This window comes from Candidatus Pelagibacter sp. PS_43 (genome assembly GCF_059417795.1).
The window spans coordinates 897,918-917,901 of record NZ_CM182066.1 but is presented as its reverse complement, the minus strand read 5'-3'; the positions used below and the strand labels follow the sequence as shown (position 1 = coordinate 917,901).

At 25.5% G+C, this 19,984-nt stretch carries 15 protein-coding genes; 13 read left to right on the top strand and 2 right to left on the bottom strand.

Going from position 1 to position 19,984, the window contains the following annotated elements:
• Nucleotides 1-7 precede the first annotated feature (7 nt).
• The 13 genes from AC5SLL_RS05020 (at nt 8) to ligA (ending at nt 16,250) form a co-directional block, all read left to right on the top strand.
• Complete coding sequence (locus AC5SLL_RS05020; RefSeq protein WP_494586328.1) at nt 8-2,854, top strand: UDP-N-acetylmuramoyl-L-alanyl-D-glutamate--2,6-diaminopimelate ligase; 2,847 nt, start codon at nt 8-10, stop codon at nt 2,852-2,854.
• On the top strand, nt 2,844-3,929 hold the full coding sequence (gene mraY / locus AC5SLL_RS05015; RefSeq protein ID WP_494586327.1) for a phospho-N-acetylmuramoyl-pentapeptide-transferase: 1,086 nt from the start codon (nt 2,844-2,846) through the stop codon (nt 3,927-3,929). The genes AC5SLL_RS05020 and mraY overlap by 11 nt, the downstream gene beginning before the upstream one ends.
• Nucleotides 3,929-5,206, top strand: a complete 1,278-nt coding sequence (murD, locus tag AC5SLL_RS05010; RefSeq protein WP_494586326.1) for a UDP-N-acetylmuramoyl-L-alanine--D-glutamate ligase — start codon at nt 3,929-3,931, stop codon at nt 5,204-5,206. The genes mraY and murD overlap by 1 nt, the downstream gene beginning before the upstream one ends.
• Nucleotides 5,193-6,317, top strand: a complete 1,125-nt coding sequence (locus tag AC5SLL_RS05005) for an FtsW/RodA/SpoVE family cell cycle protein (protein WP_494586325.1) — start codon at nt 5,193-5,195, stop codon at nt 6,315-6,317. The genes murD and AC5SLL_RS05005 overlap by 14 nt, the downstream gene beginning before the upstream one ends.
• Nucleotides 6,318-7,388, top strand: a complete 1,071-nt coding sequence (locus AC5SLL_RS05000; protein ID WP_494586324.1) for a UDP-N-acetylglucosamine--N-acetylmuramyl-(pentapeptide) pyrophosphoryl-undecaprenol N-acetylglucosamine transferase — start codon at nt 6,318-6,320, stop codon at nt 7,386-7,388.
• Nucleotides 7,378-8,772: a UDP-N-acetylmuramate--L-alanine ligase gene (murC, locus tag AC5SLL_RS04995; protein WP_494586323.1), complete on the top strand. Its 1,395-nt coding sequence runs from the start codon at nt 7,378-7,380 to the stop codon at nt 8,770-8,772. The genes AC5SLL_RS05000 and murC overlap by 11 nt, the downstream gene beginning before the upstream one ends.
• Nucleotides 8,772-9,680, top strand: a complete 909-nt coding sequence (murB, locus tag AC5SLL_RS04990; RefSeq protein WP_494586322.1) for a UDP-N-acetylmuramate dehydrogenase — start codon at nt 8,772-8,774, stop codon at nt 9,678-9,680. The genes murC and murB overlap by 1 nt, the downstream gene beginning before the upstream one ends.
• 2 nt (nt 9,681-9,682) lie before the next feature.
• On the top strand, nt 9,683-10,597 hold the full coding sequence (locus AC5SLL_RS04985; RefSeq protein WP_494586321.1) for a D-alanine--D-alanine ligase: 915 nt from the start codon (nt 9,683-9,685) through the stop codon (nt 10,595-10,597).
• Nucleotides 10,578-11,252 (top strand): cell division protein FtsQ/DivIB, encoded by a 675-nt coding sequence (locus tag AC5SLL_RS04980; protein ID WP_494586320.1) that lies wholly within the window; start codon nt 10,578-10,580, stop codon nt 11,250-11,252. The genes AC5SLL_RS04985 and AC5SLL_RS04980 overlap by 20 nt, the downstream gene beginning before the upstream one ends.
• Nucleotides 11,252-12,358, top strand: coding sequence for a cell division FtsA domain-containing protein (locus AC5SLL_RS04975; RefSeq protein ID WP_494586319.1), 1,107 nt, complete (start codon nt 11,252-11,254; stop codon nt 12,356-12,358). The genes AC5SLL_RS04980 and AC5SLL_RS04975 overlap by 1 nt, the downstream gene beginning before the upstream one ends.
• A gap of 77 nt (nt 12,359-12,435) precedes the next feature.
• Nucleotides 12,436-13,356: a UDP-3-O-acyl-N-acetylglucosamine deacetylase gene (gene lpxC / locus AC5SLL_RS04970; RefSeq protein WP_494586318.1), complete on the top strand. Its 921-nt coding sequence runs from the start codon at nt 12,436-12,438 to the stop codon at nt 13,354-13,356.
• Between the two features lie 32 nt (nt 13,357-13,388).
• On the top strand, nt 13,389-14,216 hold the full coding sequence (locus tag AC5SLL_RS04965; protein ID WP_494586317.1) for an outer membrane protein assembly factor BamD: 828 nt from the start codon (nt 13,389-13,391) through the stop codon (nt 14,214-14,216).
• 3 nt (nt 14,217-14,219) lie between these two features.
• The gene (gene ligA / locus AC5SLL_RS04960) at nt 14,220-16,250 is read left to right on the top strand and encodes an NAD-dependent DNA ligase LigA (protein ID WP_494586316.1); all 2,031 of its coding nucleotides are present in this window, start codon (nt 14,220-14,222) and stop codon (nt 16,248-16,250) included.
• Here ligA and AC5SLL_RS04955 read toward each other — a convergent pair.
• On the bottom strand, nt 16,233-17,927 hold the full coding sequence (locus AC5SLL_RS04955; RefSeq protein ID WP_494586315.1) for a M24 family metallopeptidase: 1,695 nt from the start codon (nt 17,925-17,927) through the stop codon (nt 16,233-16,235). The genes ligA and AC5SLL_RS04955 overlap by 18 nt on opposite strands.
• Nucleotides 17,924-19,954, bottom strand: a complete 2,031-nt coding sequence (locus tag AC5SLL_RS04950) for an ATP-dependent helicase (protein WP_494586314.1) — start codon at nt 19,952-19,954, stop codon at nt 17,924-17,926. The genes AC5SLL_RS04955 and AC5SLL_RS04950 overlap by 4 nt, the downstream gene beginning before the upstream one ends.
• Between the last annotated feature and the right edge of the window lie 30 nt (nt 19,955-19,984).

Below are 19,984 nucleotides of genomic sequence, written 5' to 3'. Positions count from 1 at the left end.
AATTCATATGCAGATTGGGCATTTCTTTAAAAATATAAAACCTGAATACAAAAATTATTATTTTTCAGGATTTAGTTTCGATAGCAAGCAATGTAAAAATAACTATATATTTTTTGTCATTAAAGGCACAACAAATGATGGCGCACTCTTCATAAATGATGCAATAAAAAATGGTGCAAAAATAATTGTTTCAGAATTAAAATTTGAAGGAATAAAAAAAGGAATATTATTTATAAACACGCCAAATGCCAGAAGAGCATTATCCGAATTTTCTTATGCAACCAATAATAACAAACCTAATAATTTAATAGCAGTAACAGGTACAAATGGAAAATCATCTATTGTAGATTTTTATTTTCAAATTTTGAAATTAAATAAAATTAAAGTAGCATCAATAGGAACCTTGGGGGTTAAAACAAATAATTCAACCTCCGAGTCATTTAACACAACAATGGATTCTATAAGATTAAACAAAATATTAAAAAATCTTAAAAAAAAAAATATTGATAATGTTATAATGGAAGCTTCTAGTCATGGATTAAAACAAAATAGGTTAGATGGTTTAAAATTTAAAACTGGAATATTTACAAATTTATCTCGCGATCATTTAGATTATCATAAAACTTTCAAAGATTATTTAAAATCTAAGCTGTACTTATTTAGAAATCTGTTAGAAAAAAAAGCAAATATAATTACAGACGATTCAATTCAAGAGTATAAAAGAATTAAAAATATAGCACTAAAGAGTAAATTTAATCTTAACACTATTTCTAATAAAAAAAGTAGCTTAAGTTTAATTTCAATTGAATATCAAGACGACAAGCAATTAATTTATATTAGGTATAAAAAAAATACTTATAAAATTTTAGTAAATTTAATAGGAAAAATTCAACTAAAAAATATTTTTATGGCAATGCTTGCTGCTGAAAAAAGCAATTTAATATTTAAGAAAATAGTAAACTCTATTAGATATATTAAACCTGTTAGAGGGAGACTTGAAAAAATAGGTAACATAAAAAATAACTCTAAGGTGATCCTTGATTATGCGCATACACCCGATGCACTAAAGGCATGTTTGTTGAATTTGAAGGAACAATTTGCAGATAAAAAGATTTCTATTGTTTTTGGTTGTGGTGGTAATAGAGACAAGGGCAAGAGAGCAGTGATGGGAATGATTGCTAATCAATATTGTGAAAAAATTTATTTAACAGACGACAATCCTAGAAATGAGAATCCAAGCAATATTAGAAAAGATATTAAAAAAAAGATTGAAAAGTCAAAGATTTATGAGATCGCAGATAGATCTAAAGCAATCAAGCAGGCAATTTTAAATTTAAAAACAGGAGATATTTTAGTTGTAGCTGGTAAGGGTCACGAAGAAACACAAGACTATGGAACCAAAAAAAAAGCTTTTTCTGATAAAAAACAAATATTAAAAAATATTAAATTAAAAAATAAAATACTCTCAGATAATTTAAAAATTAACATTTTAAATGATTTATCTAATTATATTTCAGTAAACCCAAAAACAATTATAAAAAAAGCATCAATAAACTCTAAAGAGATAAAAAAAAATGATATTTTTTTTGCAATAAAAGGAAAAAAAAATAATGGTAATCTTTTTGTAAAAGAAGCATTTACTAGAGGAGCAAGTTTAGTGGTTGCTAGCGAAGGAAAAAAAGAAAAAAGAAAAATAATTGTAAAAAATACTTTAAACTTTTTAACAAAAGCTTCTTCATTACTTAGAGATAATTTATCAACAAAAATAATTGCAATAACAGGAAGTTGTGGAAAAACTTCTTTAAAAGAATTGACAGGAAAAACATTGGGTAAAATTTTTCAAGTCACATACTCTCCGAAATCTTTCAATAATAAATTTGGCGTTCCTTTGAGTGTGTTTAATTTACAAGCCAATGATGATTATGGCATATTTGAAATTGGAATGGATAAAAAAGATGAAATAGATAAATTATCAAAAATTATAAAACCAGATGTGGGAGTTATTACAAATATTTCACATGCCCACATAAAAAATTTTAAAAATATTAATGAAATAGCACTTGCTAAATCTGAAATTATTAACAATATAAAAAGTAATGGTTATCTTGTTTTAAATCGAGATGATGATTTCTTTAGTTTTCATAAAAAACTAGCCCAAAAAAGAAAATTAAAAACTTTATCATTTAGCTTGAAAGATAAAAATTCAGATATCAACTTAATATCAATCATTAAAGTTAAGTCGAAGTTCAAAATATTTATAAAAATTAATAAAGTAAAAACTTTTTTTTATGTCAATTCTATTTTTGAAAATGACTTAAAAAATATATTGGCATCAATTACAATTATTTCAATTTTTATGAATATGAATAATCTAAATAAAAATATTTTTTATAATTACAAAAAACCACAAGGAAGAGGTGATATACAAAAAATTAAATTTGCTAAAAAATCATTTTATTTAATAGATGAGAGCTATAATTCCAATCCATTGTCCTTAAAGTCAGCATTAAATAATTTTGACAATATTAAAATGGTAAACTCTAAAAAACACTTAATTCTTGGAGATATGTTAGAACTTGGAAAATATTCAAAATCATTACATTTGGCAATTGGCAAGAGTATTAACAAGCTATCACTTAAAAACATTAATGTTTTTGGTAAAGATATTAAGATAACCCATAAGGTGTTAAATAAAGATAAAAAAGGATTAATCTTAAAAAATGAAACTCAAATATTTGATTTGATTAAAAATTCATTAAATAATAATGATTATTTAATGATTAAGGGTTCAAACTCAACAGGACTTAATACTCTTGTTAAACAAATAAAAATCGGAAAAATTAATGCTTTATAGTCTTATTGTTAATTTAGTTGATCAATTTGGTTTTTTAAATGTTTTTAAATATTTAACATTTAGAACTGGTTTAGCTATGTTTACTTCAATGTTTGTTGTGTTGTTAATAGGCACTCCATTTATAAAGTTTTTTTCAGCAAGACAAATTTTAAACCCAATTAGGGATGATGGTCCAAGTGACCATATTATAAAAAAAATTGGTACTCCCACAATGGGAGGTGTTTTAATATTATTAGGTTTGTTTTCAGGGATATTACTTTGGGGAGACTTAACCAATTATCATATATGGTTTTTACTTTTCATAGTAAGTAGTTATGGTTCATTGGGAGCTTATGACGATTATAAAAAGATTAAATTTAAGAATTCATCTGGTATATCTTTTAGGTTCAAAATTATTTCACAAATAGTAATAGCTTTAGTTGGAATTTGGGGATTGGCACATTTTTCTCAAAATACTGAATTAACAAATTTATATTTTCCATTTTTTAAAAACCTGATTATTAACCTGGGTTGGTTCTTTATACCATTTTCTATATTTATAATTGTTGGCTCATCAAATGCAGTCAATTTAACAGATGGTCTTGATGGTTTAGCTACCGTACCCGTTATATTGGTTGCAGGATGTTTTGCATTTATAAGTTATGTAACTGGCAATATTGTATTCTCTGAATACTTAAACATTCCTTATTTGGAAGGCATGGGTGAGGTAGCTGTTTTTTGTGGATCAATTATCGGAGCTTGTTTGGGGTTTTTATGGTTTAATGCACCACCTGCAAAAATATTTATGGGTGACACAGGATCCTTAGCATTAGGAGGCTCATTAGGAGCGATTGGAATAATTACTAAGCATGAGTTTGTTCTAGCGATTACAGGTGGCCTGTTTGTGCTAGAAGCAGTATCAGTTATTGTTCAGGTTATATCATTTAAATTAACTGGAAAAAGAATTTTTAGAATGGCACCCATTCATCATCATTTTGAAAAAAAAGGTTGGCCAGAGTCAACAGTTGTTATTAGATTTTGGATAATTTCAATAATTCTTGCAATGATAGGTTTGGCGACTTTGAAACTTAGATAATGTTAGAGTCTCATAATATTTTCAATAACAAAAAAATTTTAATTTATGGTTTAGGTAAAAGTGGATTATCAGCATCAAAATTTTTAAAAAGAAATAACAAAGTTATTGAATATGATGACAAAAAAAATAAAAATTATGAAAAAATTAGAAAAATAGAATTTGATTACATAATACTTAGTCCAGGAATAGATATTAATAAATGTAAATTAAGTAATTTTTTAAAAAAAAATTATAGTAAAATTCACACAGATTTAGATATTTTTTACAACAATTATAGATACAATTATAAAATAACTATAACTGGTACCAATGGTAAATCTACGACTGCTAAAATTCTATATGAAGTTATGAAGGCTCAAAAGATAGACGTTAGATTAGTGGGTAATATTGGCAACCCTATTTTACTAGAGAAAAACATAACTAATAAGACAATTTTCATAATTGAGGCCTCATCATACCAGTTAGCATACAGTAAATTGTTTAAATCAAATATATCGATGATTTTAAATATATCGCCAGATCACCTAGATAGACACAAGACTATTAGTGGATATATTAATGCAAAGTTTAAACTGATTAAAAGTCAATCAGATGATGATTTGGCTATTTTAAATTATGATAATTTTTACATAAAACGTTATCTAAAATTAAAAAAGTTTTTAGTAAAAATAATCAAGATAAGTAAAAAGACGAATATTAATGCTATCTCAAGGATCAAAAATCAATATTTTTTAACAGAAGGTAATAAAGAAAACTTAAAGTTTGTTTTAGTAGTTGCAAATATATTAAAACTTAAAAAAGATGTTTTATTTAGAACATTGGAAAAATTTAAGGGGCTTAATTTTAGACAACAAATAATCTATAATTCAAATAGATTGACAATCATCAATGACTCAAAAGCAACTTCTTTTTCCTCTTCTGTAAGTCTATTAAGTTCATTATCTAATGTATATTGGATAGTAGGAGGGTTAGCAAAGAAAGGAGATAAATTATTATTAAATAAAAGAAATAATAAAAATATTAAAGCATACATTTTTGGAAAAGATAAAATTTTTTTTAAAAATAAAATAAAAAGATTAATGAAATATGAGTCTTTTTTTAATCTTAAAGATTTAATAAAAAAAATATTTATAGATATAAAATCAGATCATAAAATAAAACATAAAATAATACTTTTTAGTCCTGCAGCAGCTTCTTTTGATAGTTTCAAAAATTTTGAAGAAAGAGGAAAATATTTTAACAAAATTATTAATAAATATATAAATGTTAAACTTTAACGAGATATATAAATTTTATTATGAGTGGTGGAAAAATATAGATAAAACTTTGTTCTTATTAATTATTTTTTTATTTGGTTTAGGATTATTTTTTTCTTTAGTATCAACCTCATTAATAGCCTCTGATAAACTAGATACTAATAATTATTTTTTTTTCTTTAAGCATTTAATATTTATATTACTAGGTATGGGTGTATTAATTTTTTTTTCTTCATTAAGCGAAAAAAATCTATTTAAGATATCTTTATATCTATTTTTCATTTCTATTTTTTTTTTGATTTTAGTGCCAATTATCGGAGTTGAAGTAAAAGGATCTAGAAGGTGGCTTAATCTTTTTTTTCTGCCAAGGTTTCAGCCAATTGAACTTGTAAAACCCTTCGTCATTATTTTTATAGCCACTATTTTATGTATAGAAAAAAATTTTAATATTTTTTTTAAATACGTCATAAGTTTTATAGCAATTCTACCAATAATCTTTTTATTGGTAATCCAACCTGATATTGGTCAGACTCTTTTGGTATTTTTGTCTTGGGCTACATTAATTTTTGTATCAGGTATCAGCTTACCAATAATAATTAGCGCTCTAAGTCTTCTATTATCAATATTTATTTACATGATTTTTTTTATTCCAAAATTTTTGTATATAAAAAGTCGTATTTTATCTTTTTTTAACCCAAATAGCGGCACACATAACTTTCAGTCCGATAAAGCAATAGATGCAATAAGTAGTGGAGGTTATTTTGGAAAAGGAATAGGAGAGGGCACATTAAAAAATAGAGTTCCAGAAGCACATACTGATTATATTGTATCAGTAATTTCAGAAGAATTCGGTGTGATTGCTATTATATTATTGTTAATCCTATTTCTATTTTTTATCTATACCGTCTTTAAAAAAATATATTTAGAAAAAAGTGAAAAAATAAAATTAGTATTAACTGGGATTATAAGTTTATTAATTTTTCAAGCCTTAATACATTTTGGTGTGAATATCAGATTATTTCCAACTACAGGCATGACATTACCATTCTTAAGCTATGGAGGCTCATCAATTATTGGCGTGTCTATTCTGTCTGGCATAATATTAAATTTAACTAAGAGAAAAGTTAATTAGATGAAAAAAAAAATTTTAATAAGTACAGGTGGTTCAGGTGGCCATGTTGTACCAGCAACTATATTATATCAACATTTAAAAGATTTAAATGAAGTTTCTGTGACTTGTGATAATAGAGGCTTAAAATTTTTAAATCAAAAAGATTATGATTTAACAATATTTAATATAAATCCATTTAAAACAAATTTTTTTTTACTCCCTTTAAATATTCTTAAAATCTTAGTTTTAACAATCAAATCTTTCATTTTTCTAAAAAAAAAAAAGACAGAAGTATTAATAGCGACAGGTGGTTATATGTCCTTACCATTATGTTTAGCATCAAGGTTATTAAACATAAAGTTGTATTTATTTGAACCAAATATTGTTATTGGAAGATCTAATAAGCTTTTTCTAAGATATTGTAAAAAAATATTTTGTTATTCTGATAAAATAAAAAATTTTCCTAAAAATCAAAAAAATAAAATTGAAATTATACTCCCTTTATTAAGAAAAAAATTTTATGAACTTAATAAAACTAAGACAATAAATGATCAAATTAAACTTCTGGTTATTGGTGGCAGTCAAGGAGCAAAAATTTTTGATACATTGGTTAAAAACTCAATAGTCAAACTATCAAAAAAATATAAATTTAAAGTTTACCAACAATCAAACATAAATAATTTTACTAGTATAAAAAAGACCTACCAAGAAAATAAAATTGATTATGAATTGTTTGAATATAGCGAAGATGTCTCAATCTTCATGGAAAAATCAAATTTATGTATTACAAGAGCAGGAGCTACAACATTAGCAGAATTAGTTTTTTTAAATTTACCGCATGTTGCAATACCACTACCTAGTTCAAAAGATAATCATCAATTTGAAAATGCAAATTTTTATAATGAAATAGGATGCAATTGGATCTTAAATCAAAATACTACTACTGAAGATAAAATGGTGAGTTTTTTAACAAATATCATTGAAAATAAAAAACAATATAATGAAAGACTAATTAAAATGGAAAATTTTAGCTATCAAAATAGTTGGAATAATATAAATCTCAAAATTAACTCTATTATTAATGAAAATTGAATTAGCACAAACTGAAATTATACATTTTATAGGTATAGGCGGCATTGGCATGAGTGGCCTGGCTCTTATTATGAAAAGAATGGGTTTTAATATTCAGGGAAGCGATGTTCAAAATAATAAAAATATAGAAAGATTACAAAAAAATAAGATCAGGATTAATATTAAACATAATAAAAAAAATATTTCAAAAGCAACGATTGTTGTTGTCTCTTCAGCCATTAAAAAAAATAATCCAGAATTAATTGAAGCAAAAAAAAAGATGCTGCCAATTTATAAACGTGGACAAATGTTGGCAAATATAGTCTCTTTAACTAAAAATATTGTTGTTACAGGCTCTCATGGTAAAACAACTACAACATCTTTATTAGCAGCAATTTTTGCAAAAACGAAATTAGATCCAACAATCATTAATGGTGGAGTACTAAATGCAATTAAAAATTCAGCAAAGCTTGGAAAAAGTGATTGGTGTATATTAGAGGCGGATGAGTCTGATGGAAGTTTTATTTATGTGCCTCCAACCTATTCTATAATAACAAATATAGACCGAGAACATATGGATTATTACAATTCCATGGATGATCTTAAAAATTTGTTTATAAAATTTATAAATAAAGTTCCCACTTTTGGTAAATCATTCATATGTATTGATGATAAAAATAATAATGATTTATTAAAGAGACTAAAAATAAAAAATTATTTTACATATGGAACAAACCCAAAATCTCAATTTTATATAAAAGATATAAAACAATTAAAAGATTTTTCAGAATATGATTTATCAATAAAGCTTCCTGGGAAGAAAAATTTGAATATAAAAAATATTAAGATCCCCCTTCTTGGTATTCATAATATACGTAATTCAACTGCTGCAGCAGCTGTTTCATTAACAATTGGAATTTCTCCAAAACTTATAAAAAATGGTTTAAGAGAATTTAAAGGTGTTCAAAGGAGATTTAATAAAATTTTTAGCTACAGAGAAACTCATTTTTATGATGATTACGCCCATCATCCAACTGAAATAAAAGAAGTTTTAAATGGAGTTAGAGCCGCATATAAAAAAGAAGAAGTTATTTGTATATTTCAACCTCATAGAATATCAAGATTAAAAGATTTAAAAAAAGAATTTAGCCTATCTTTTAAAAAAGCAGACACAGTTATTTTGTGCCCAATTTATGCTGCAGGTGAGAAAATTAAGCTTGGATTTAATTACATGAATTTTGCAAAAGAAATTATTAAAAATTCTAATGTTAAATTATTTATGGTTAATGATCAGTACCAATTAGCAAAATTTATTAAAAATAATATTTATGGAAAAAAAATAGTTGTTGGAATGGGTGCAGGGACAATTTCTTCCTGGATGAGAGAACTTCCAAAAATAATATAATGCAAATAGAAGAATTAAAAAAATTCTCAAGTGAGATCAATAGTAAATTTTTATTTGATTTTGATCTAAAGAAAAGCAATTGGTTCAATATAGGTGGTAAAACTAAGGCATATTTTAAACCTGATAATTTGTCAGATTTAATTCTATTTTTAAAAAAATTTGGCTTAAAAGAAAAAATTCATATTCTAGGTGCTGGCTCAAACACCCTAATAAGTGATAAAACTTATGAAGGTGTTGTTATTAAATTAGGTAAAAATTTTGCCAATATTTCGATGCTTCCCAATAGTACAATTATTGCCGGTAGTGCTTGTTCTGATAAAAAATTATCAGATTTTGCTATGGAAAATGAAGTGGGCGGTTTCGAATTTTTAGCTTGTATACCAGGTACCGTTGGAGGTGGTTTAAGAATGAATGCCGGCTGCTTTAACAGAGAATTTAAAGACATACTTCTATCTGTGCAAGCCATCGATAGGAATGGTAGAGTTTTAACAATACCTGCTAAAAAAATTATGTTTGAATATAGAAATAATGACTTACCAGAAGATTTGATTTTTTTAAGTGCTTCTTTCAAAGGTTTCAATAAAGATAAAGAAAAGATTAAAACTGAAATCATAGATCTAAAAGATAAAAAAGATAACTCTCAACCAACTAAAATAAAGACAAGTGGCAGCACTTTTAAAAATCCTATTAATCAATCAGATAAAAAAGTTTGGCAATTAATTAAAGAGTCTGTGCCACAAGATTTGAATTTTGGAGATGCTAGTATTTCAGAAAAACATTTTAATTTTTTTGTAAATAAAGGTAACGCTAGTTTCAATGATATGATTAAATTAATCAACTTTGTTCAGGAACAAGTTAAAAAAAAAACAGGAATTATACTTGAAAAAGAAATAAAAATATTGGAATAGCTATGAAAAAAAAAATCTTAGTACTTTGTGGAGGAATATCCAAAGAGCGATTAATAAGTTTAGATACTGGAAAGCAAGTTTTTAATGAGTTAAAAAAAAATGGTTATAGAACTAAAATAAGTGAACCAAATAATAATTTACTTAAAAATATAAAATCATTTAAGCCAAATATAATTTTTAATGCTTTGCACGGACAATATGGAGAAGATGGCTATATTCAATCAATTTTAGAAACACAAAAAATTCCTTATACTCATTCAGGTATACTTGCATCATCAATTGCTATGGATAAAGAATTATCAAAAAAAATTTTTCTTAAAAACAAGATTTTAACACCAAAATATATCAAGTTCGATTTTTTAAGACCAATCAAAAATATAACTAAAGAAATTGATAAAAAATTAAAATTTCCAGTTGTAATAAAGCCAATAAATGAGGGATCAAGTGTACATGTTTATATATGCACAAAAAAAGATTTCATAAAAAATTTGAAAAAATTAAACATTTATAAACAAATTTTAATTGAAGAGTTTATTGAAGGAAGAGAAATACAGGTTGCCGTAATGGGCCCAAAAGTGCTTGGCGCAATTGAATTAAAACCTAAAAGAAAATTTTATGACTATGAAGCAAAATATAGTTCAAACGCTAAAACAAAACACATAATTCCTGTAGATTTATCTAAAAAAGATTTGAGTAAGGTTGAAAACATCGCAAATAAAGCCCATCAAATAGTTGGCTGTCGGGGAGTATCAAGATCAGATTTTAAATATCATAAAGGTAAATTTTATTTACTAGAAATTAATACACAGCCAGGTATGACTAAACTTTCATTAGTACCAGAAATTGCTAGTTACAAAGGTATAACTTTTATCAAATTAATTGAGTGGATTTTAAAAGATGCATCAATCAATAGGTAAAAAAAATAAAATAGTAATTTATTTTATATTGCTAATTACATTAAGTACAATAAGTGGTAAATTTACACTCAACAATAAAGAATACTTATCTACAAATAATAAAATAACAATTCAAGGTCTTTCAAATGATAATAATTTTGACATTTCAAATAGACTTAAAAATTTAGTTAATAAAAATATTTTATTGATTAATCGTAAAGAAATTGTCGACATAATTGATGACTACAATATTATAGAAAAATATAGTGTTAAACGAATTTATCCTGGAAATATAGTGATAAAAATTACACCCACCAGATATCTAGCCCGAACATCAAATGACAATAAATTATTAGTTGGAGCAAATGGTAAACTTATTAAAGATGCAAAAAATTCAGAAAATTTACCTTTCTTGTTTGGAGATTTTAAATCAAAAAGCTTTTTAAGTTTAAAAAAAGATATTGAACAATCAAAGTTTACCTTTGATAGATTTAAGACATTATATTTTTTTAAGTCAAATAGATGGGATATTTTAACCAATAATGATATTCTGATTAAGTTGCCTTTAGAAAATTCCTTAGTAGCTTTAAATCTTGCATATAAGATTATTGAAGACGATCAAGTTAATAAAAAAATTATTGATCTTAGGGTAAAGGATCGTTTAATAATAAATTAATGTCTAATACAAATTATCAAACTTTTTTTGATTGTGGTTCATCTAAAATAAGAGCAGCAACATTTAATATAGATAATGACAATGATGCATACTTTACAGAAAGTGAATTTCTTAAAGACAATATAAGCCTAGAGTTAAAAATTAAAGAAATTGTAAATTCACTTGAGAAAGATTCAAACAAATATATCAACAGTGTAAATCTCATGGTAGATAGCCCTAAGATGCTCTCAATAAGTATTTCTTTATCCAAAAAACTTGATGGATCAAAATTAAAAAAAGAAAATATAAAATTTTTAGTTCAAGAAGCAAAACAAGAAATTTTAAAATATTATACTGGTTACAATATAGCTCATATCATCATTAATAATTATAAGATTGATGGAGTTGATTACCCCTTTTTACCAGATAAAATTAATTGTAATTTTTTTTCTTTAGACATACTTTTTATTTGCTTACCTATAGAATTAGTTTTAAATTTTAAAGATATTTTTTCTAGATTAAATATTTTAGTTGATAGAATTATTTGTACAAGCTACGCAAAATCCATTCATTATAAAAGTAACTTAAATCTTAGTGGGCCCGTATCATTTATTGATGTTGGATTTGATAAAACATCTGTAATTACGTATTTAAATGAAAATATAGCTCTGTTAGATGTTTTACCTGTTGGCGGTAACCATATTACAAAAGATCTCTCCAAGATATTGGATATGAGTTTACAAAAATCTGAAAAAATTAAACTCAATTTTGATCAAAATAATACTCTAAGTGATGAAATTGAATCAGTAGACATACTTCAAAAAATAATTTTTGCTAGGACGGAAGAAATCCTTGAGTTATGCAGCAAGTCAATTAAATCAAATTTATTTTTAACTGAGAAATTTAAGATGGTATTAACTGGTCAAGGATCTAAAATACTTGATAGTAAGCTCAAAGATAATATTTCCTTTGCTAATGATATTGATTTTTTGGAAGAAACACTTGAGGATATTTGTTGGTCAGGTTTCAGCTTAATTTCAAAACCAAATAAACAAGAAGTTTTAGTAGTTCCAAAAAAATCAATAAAACAAGGTTTTTTTGAAAAACTCTTTCATTTATTTAGATAACCAGTTAAGAATTTTTAGTATTTTACTGTAACATTTCTTGTTTTTCTTAATTTAATCTAACTATTTATAAGACCTCTATGTCTGTTTTAAATCAAAAAACTATTAATCAAGATATTACATTTAATGGTATTGGCCTTCATAGCGGCTTAGCCGTAACCATGACTGTAAAGCCTGCTGCGCCAAATACTGGAATAATTTTTAAAAGAATAGATTTAAAAGAGAATAATATTGTTGTTCCAAATATATTTAATGTAAGCAGTGCAGTATTTTGTACGACCATTTCAAATGATCATGGGGTGAGTGTATCGACTATAGAACATTTAATGGGTGCTTTATATGGTTTAGGCATTGATAATGCATTAATTGAAATTGATAATCAAGAGGTGCCAATTTTGGACGGTTCAGCAAAACTTTTTGTTGAAGCTATTACTAAAATTGGAATTAAAAATAGTGATACTCCCATTAAAATTGTTAAGATTTTAAGGAAAATAGAATTTGTAGATGGAAACAAAACAATAACTATTGAGCCAAGTAAAATTAGTTTAGATATAGATTTTGAACTAAAATATACAAATGAATTTATAGGAAGACAAAGAAACTCAGTAAAAGTTTTCGAATCTGACTTGAGTGATATTTATAACTCTAGAACATTTTGTTTGTTTGAAGATATAGAAAAATTAAAAGAATTGGGCCTAGCAAAAGGTGGTACTATTGATAATGCAATAGTTGTTAAAGATAATCAGGTATTAAATCAAAATGGACTTAGAAATCAAAAAGAATTTGTTAACCATAAGATTTTAGATTGTATGGGTGATTTGTACTTGGCTGGCTATAAAATAATTGGAAAAATAGTTTGTTCTCAAGGCGGTCATAAGCTTACAAATCAATTATTAAGAAAAGTTTTTGAAAATGATGAAAATTTTTCACTAATCGAAATTACTGAAAAAAATCTGCCAAATTCTTTTATAAATAAAAGTCATTTAAGGTCTATCGCTTAATTTTTTTTATTATATAAATTATAATAAATTAAATGAAATTTTTATCTAAATTAATAATATTATTATCAATCTTTATTTTAAATGGTTGTTCAAAAAATGATAAGGAAATTTCTTTAATTAAAGAGATTAATCAAGAAGATGAAATGATACAAGCTTACAAAGAAGGTGTAAAAGCTCTTGACGAAAATGATACTTTTTTTGCAGCTAAAAAATTTTTAGAAGCGGAGCTATTATACCCACAATCTGAATGGGCATCAAAATCATCTTTAATGGCATCTTATGCCTATTATATTGAAGGTAATTATTCAGAGGCCTTATACAATCTTGAAAGATTTTTAAAAACATATCCTAAAGACCCTAGAATAGACTATGTGCATTATTTAATTGGTTTGTCTTATTACGAAAATATTGAAGGAGAAAAAAGAGATATTAAACCATTAATAGAAGCTAAAAATAAATTTAAATTTGTAATTCAGAATTATCCTAACACTGATTTTGCACTTGATTCAAAGTTTAAAATAGACTTGATCAATGATGTTTTGGCATCAAAGGAAATGTATTTAGGTAGGCACTACATAAAAAAAGAGAAATGGGTAGCAGCAATCAACAGGTTTAAAATTATACTTAATGACTATGATACAACAATTTATACAGAAGAGGCAATTCACAGACTAGTAGAAATTCATTATAAAATTGGTCTTGAGGGTGAAGCTAAAAAATATGCAAGTTTATTGGGATACAACTATCTATCTAGTGAATGGTATAAAAAAACCTACAGTATATTTAATAAAGAATATAAAACATTAAAAGTTGAAAATGAAAAAAAAAGTTTGAGAGAAAAATTTAAAAAACTTTTTTAATAAATGGATAAGAAAAAAATAAGTAAAGATTATTTAAAAAAATTAAAATTATTAGAGGCATATAATAAAAATTATTATGATAATAATAGTCCAATTATTTCAGATCAAGAATATGATTTTTTTAAAAAGAAGATAATTGATTTAGAAAATTCCTACAAATTTTTAAATAATAAAAAATCTCCATCAAAAATTGTAGGTTTTAAGCCATCAAAAAATTTTGAAAAAGTAAAACATAAAGTTCCAATGTTATCACTTGGAAATGCATTCGACGAAGAAGATTTAAAAAGTTTTGAAAAAAAAATATTTAATTTTTTAAGCTTAGATGAAAAAAATATAATTGATTATAGCGCTGAACCTAAAATTGATGGAATATCAGCATCATTAATTTATATTAATGGAAAATTTATAAAGGGACTTTCCAGAGGAGATGGAGACGAAGGAGAAGATATTACAGAAAATTTAAAAACAATTAAGGACATCCCACATAATGTAAGTACAAAAAATTTTCCTAATGAAATAGATATTAGAGGTGAAGTGTTTATAGAAAATGATGACTTTAAAAAGATTAGTGAAAAATTTGCAAACCCTAGAAATGCAGCGTCAGGATCACTAAGACAGAAAGATCCAAATGTTACTGCTAAAATTCCATTAAAATTTATTGCTTATACCTTTGGTTATACATCAGAAATGAACATTTATAATCAAAGTGAATTTTTAGAAAACTTAAAAGTCTGGGGTTTTAAGATAAATCCACTTAATAAAAAAATATCAGGGATCAAAAATTTAATGCTTAATCATAAGAATTTAGAAGAAAAAAGAAAAGAAATAGCATTTGATATAGATGGTGTAGTTTATAAAGTTAATGATTATAGTTTACAAAAAAGATTAGGATTTGCTGCTAATGCCCCAAGATGGGCCATTGCACATAAATTTTCAGCTAATAGCTCAATTTCTGAAATAATAAATATTGAGATCCAAGTAGGAAGGACAGGCGCCCTAACACCTGTTGCAAAGATTAAGCCAGTTAATATTGGTGGTGTTATAGTTTCTAATGCCACACTACATAATGAAGATGAGATTATTAGGAAAGATATAAGAATTGGGGATACAGTGACCGTTGAAAGAGCAGGCGATGTAATACCCCATGTTGTTTCAGTTGATATAAAAAAAAGAAATAAAAACTCTAAAAAATTTAATTTCCCTCTCATTTGTCCATCGTGTGGCAACAAAACTGTCAAAGATTATAATGAGACAACAAAAAAAAAAGATGCTGTTAGAAGATGTACTAGTGAGGGATATGAATGTGAAAAAATTGCAATAGAAAAAATTAAACATTTTGTATCAAAAGAGGCATTTAATATTGATGGACTGGGTAAAAAGATTGTTGAAAACTTTTGGAATTTAAAGCTAATAAGATACCCACAAGATGTTTTTAATTTTAATTATGATAAAATAGAAAAATTAGAAGGATGGGGAAAATTATCTGTTAAAAATTTAAAATTTTCAATTGAAAAAAAAATAACAATCTCTTTAGATAGGTTTATCTACGCTCTAGGAATTAGGCATATAGGACAAGAAAATGCTAAACTTATAGCAAAGCATTTAAAAACTTCAGATAATTTTTTTAAATTATTAAATGATAAGAACATAGAAATTTTATCAAATATTGATGGTATTGGTAATACTCAAATTCAGTCAATAAAAAAGTTTTTCTTAAATAAAACAAATTTGGATGTGCTATCTGAATTGAGAAAAAAACTTAAAATACAAAATATGATTTTAATAAATGATAAAGGATTGTTGAATAATAAAACTTTTATGCTCACAGGTAAGTTAAATGGAATTAGTAGAGCAGAGGCAAAATCTTTAATTGAGCAAAATTCAGGAAAAATAATTAGTAATGTGAATAAAAAATTAAATTATTTAATAGCAGGTGAAAAACCAACTATTAAAAAGATAAATACAGCAAGAGAATTAAATATAAAAATTATTGATCAAAAAGAATTATTAAAAATGCTAAATAAGACTGGCTAACCATCTTCTTTCATTTTTATTTAATGAAGATGAATACTCAGAGTAAATTTTTAAATGATATCTAAATAAATAATCTTTTTCAGATTTGTTTAGTAGCTTGTAATTGACCAAATCTTTTTCTATGGGAGCAAGCGTAAAATTCTCAAATAATAACTTATCTTTAAATTTTTTTACATATATCAAATTTTCTATTCTAATTCCAAAATGTCCTTTTTTGTAAAACCCAGGTTCATTACTCAAAATCATTCCTTTGGTTAATTTAATATTATTATATTTTGAAATTGATTGTGGACCCTCATGAACATTTAAGAAAAAACCAACACCATGTCCTGTTCCATGTGCATAGTCTAAGCCTACTTTTTTTAAAAATTTTCTAGCTCTAATATCTATTTTTTTTCCTGTTTTAATTTTATTTAAATTGGTTTGAACAACTGCAATATGTCCCTTCAAAACATTAGTATAAGTATTCATTATGGATTTTTTTTGCTTAGAAAAACAAATGGTTCTAGTAACATCTGTTGTACCAAATTTATATTGACCACCTGAATCAACTAATAAAAGGTCTTGTTTTTTGATCTTTTTAGTATTTTTAGGTGTTGCTCTATAGTGAACTATGGCCCCATTAGATCCAGCGCCAGCTATTGTATTAAAACTTGGGTATAAATAGGCTGGATTTAATTTTCTAAATTTTTCCAATCTATTTTGTGCATCAACTTCTGTAATTACTTTTTTATTAACATTCTTAATCCAATAAATAAATTTTGTTAATGCCAGCCCATCTTTTTTATGAGCTTCCATCATATGTTTTATCTCCTGCTCATTTTTAATAGATTTCAATTTATAAATTGGATCTTCAATTTTTAATAATTTGAATCTTTTTTTTATGATGTTTTCATATAAAATTGAACAAGACTTATTATCAATTATAAAATTACCCTCTTCTAACTGATAGAATAAATTAGATAAATTATTTTCATCAACAATATATTTTGTATTTATTTTTTTTTCTTTAATAATAGTTTTTGCGTTAGATTTTTTAGTTATTAAATATATCTTTTTATTTTTACTAATAATTAATCTTGCATTTGGTATTGGGCTGTTAGGATTATCATGGCCTCTAATATTTAGTAACCAGGCAACATTTTCGGGTGCACTCACAAACAAATAATCAGCATTATTTGATTTAATCAATTTTACTACTTTAGAAATTTTTGAATAATGTGATTCGCCTACAACACTTTTATCCAAGGAAAAAAAAGGTTTTGTTTTTATCTTTTTAAATTTAAATATTTGATCGATTAAATTATGGTTTATTGCAGTTAAATTATTATTTGAAAAATATTTCTTAAGTATATTTTTTGTAAATAGACTTGGATCATAACCTAAGTTTAGATTTTTAATAATTTCATTTGGAAGTTTTTTATGAATCTCAATTATTTTATAATTATCCGAAGATTCTTGTTGAGCTTGAATAGTATATCTACCATCAACAAATAAATAATTTTTTTTATTTAAAATAACAGCTAAGCCTGCTGAACCTGAAAATTTTGTAATCTTCTTTAATCTATTATTTTTGGCATATTCAGAAAAATAATTATCATTTTTAGGAACAATGTAGCCATCAATTTTATATTTTTTGAATTTATTTCTTAAATTATTTATTTTTTTTATAATCATTTAATTCTTTTTTGATATCGCATCCAACCTGGGCTTCTTATTTCTTCATTGGCTTCAAAATCTTGATTAAATTCAAAATCATCATCTTTACTGTCATCAAAATATGAGTTTTTTTCTAAAAATTCTTCTGGCAGTTCATCGATAAACCTTGAGGCCATACTATCAATCCAATTTCCTTGGTAAAACCTATTCATTGCAAAAGATACAAGTGCTTTCTTTTTTGCTCTAGTTATTCCTACGTAAGCCAACCTTCTTTCCTCTTCAAGTCCATTTTGACCTTTTTCTTCAATTGATTTTTGGTGTGGAAAAAGTCCCTCCTCCCATCCAGGTAGAAAAACCACATCAAACTCAAGCCCTTTTGAGCCATGCATAGTCATCATATTAATTTTTTCACCATCCCAATCTTGATCAACTGATGTTGCTAATGCAACGTGTTCTAAGAAACTCTCTAAATTATCAAACTCTTTCATTGCACTGAGAAGCTCTTTAATATTCTCTAGCCGATTTTCATTTTCTACGTCTTTTTTATTTTTCAACATTGAAGAGTAGCCCGACTCATCCAAGACTAGCTGGAGTAATTTTACATGGTTAATTTTTTTTATATTGACATCATTTCTCCACTTATCCATTAAAAATAAAAAAGAACTCAAGCCCATTTTAGTTTTTGGTTTAATTAAATTTTGCTCAATTAATTGCTTAGAAGAAATTTCTAAACTTAAGGAGTTTTCTTTTGAAAATTCATGTATTAATTTAATAGTACTTTCACCTATAGATCGTTTAGGATTATTTATTATTCTATCAAATGCTAAGTCATCTTTAGGTTGATGAATTAACCTTAAATATGCAACACAATCTTTAATCTCTGCTCTTTCATAAAATTTTGTACCTCCCAAGATCCTATAAGGAAGACCAATTTTTAAAAAACGTTCTTCAAATTCTCTAGTTTGAAAAATTGCCCTAACTAAAATTGCTATGTTATTAAAAGAATATTTTTTTTTTAATTTGTTTTCTATTTCATCTGAAATTCCTATCGCTTCATCTTTTCCATTTTTAAAACAATTAAGTTTAACTAAATCACCCTCATCCATTGTGGTTTTTAAAGTTTTGCCAACTCTATTTTGATTATTAGCTATTAAATTTGAGGCAACGGATAAAATATTTTGTGAGGATCTATAATTTTCTTCTAATCTTATTACTTTTACATTTTCATAAACCTTATCAAATTCTAAAAAATTCTTGATTTCTGCACCACGCCAACTGTAAATAGATTGATCATCATCTCCAACACAGCATAAATTTTTATGTTTTTCCGATAATAGATATAACCATCTACTCTGAATGTAGTTTGTATCTTGATATTCATCGACCAAAATATATTTAAAATTATTTGAATATATTTCTCTTATATCTAAATTTTTTTCTAAAATTTTTACAACATGTAAAATTAGATCTCCAAAATCACACGCATTTAAATCTAATAGTTTTTGCTGATAAATTTTATATAAAGGAAGTACAGTTTTTTCATAAATATCATTTTTATTTATAATGACTTCATTTGGATAAAATCCTTTATTTTTCCATCTATCAATAATGGATAAAATATATTTTGGAGCCAATTGTTTAATATCTATATTTTCAGCTTTACATATATTCTTAATTAGTCTTACCTGATCATCTGTGTCAATGATCGTAAAATTAGATGTTAAACCAGCTGCAGGAGCATGTTTTCTCAATAATTTTGCACAAATTGAATGAAAAGTTCCTAGCCATGTTAAGCCAATAGCCTCAGAATTTAGTATGGCACTAACTCTGTTTTGCATTTCTTTTGCTGCTTTATTAGTAAAGGTTACAGATAGTATTTGATTGGGAAAAGCCTTTTTTTCATTAATAATATGAGCAATCCTAGACGTTAAAACTTTAGTTTTACCTGAACCTGCGCCCGCAACTATTAAAAGTGGGCCATCTAAATGCATAACAGCCTCTTTTTGAGCTGCGTTAAGATTGCTTAGATATTCAGAGTTTATCATTTTTTAAATTTCATTATAAGATATTTTAAT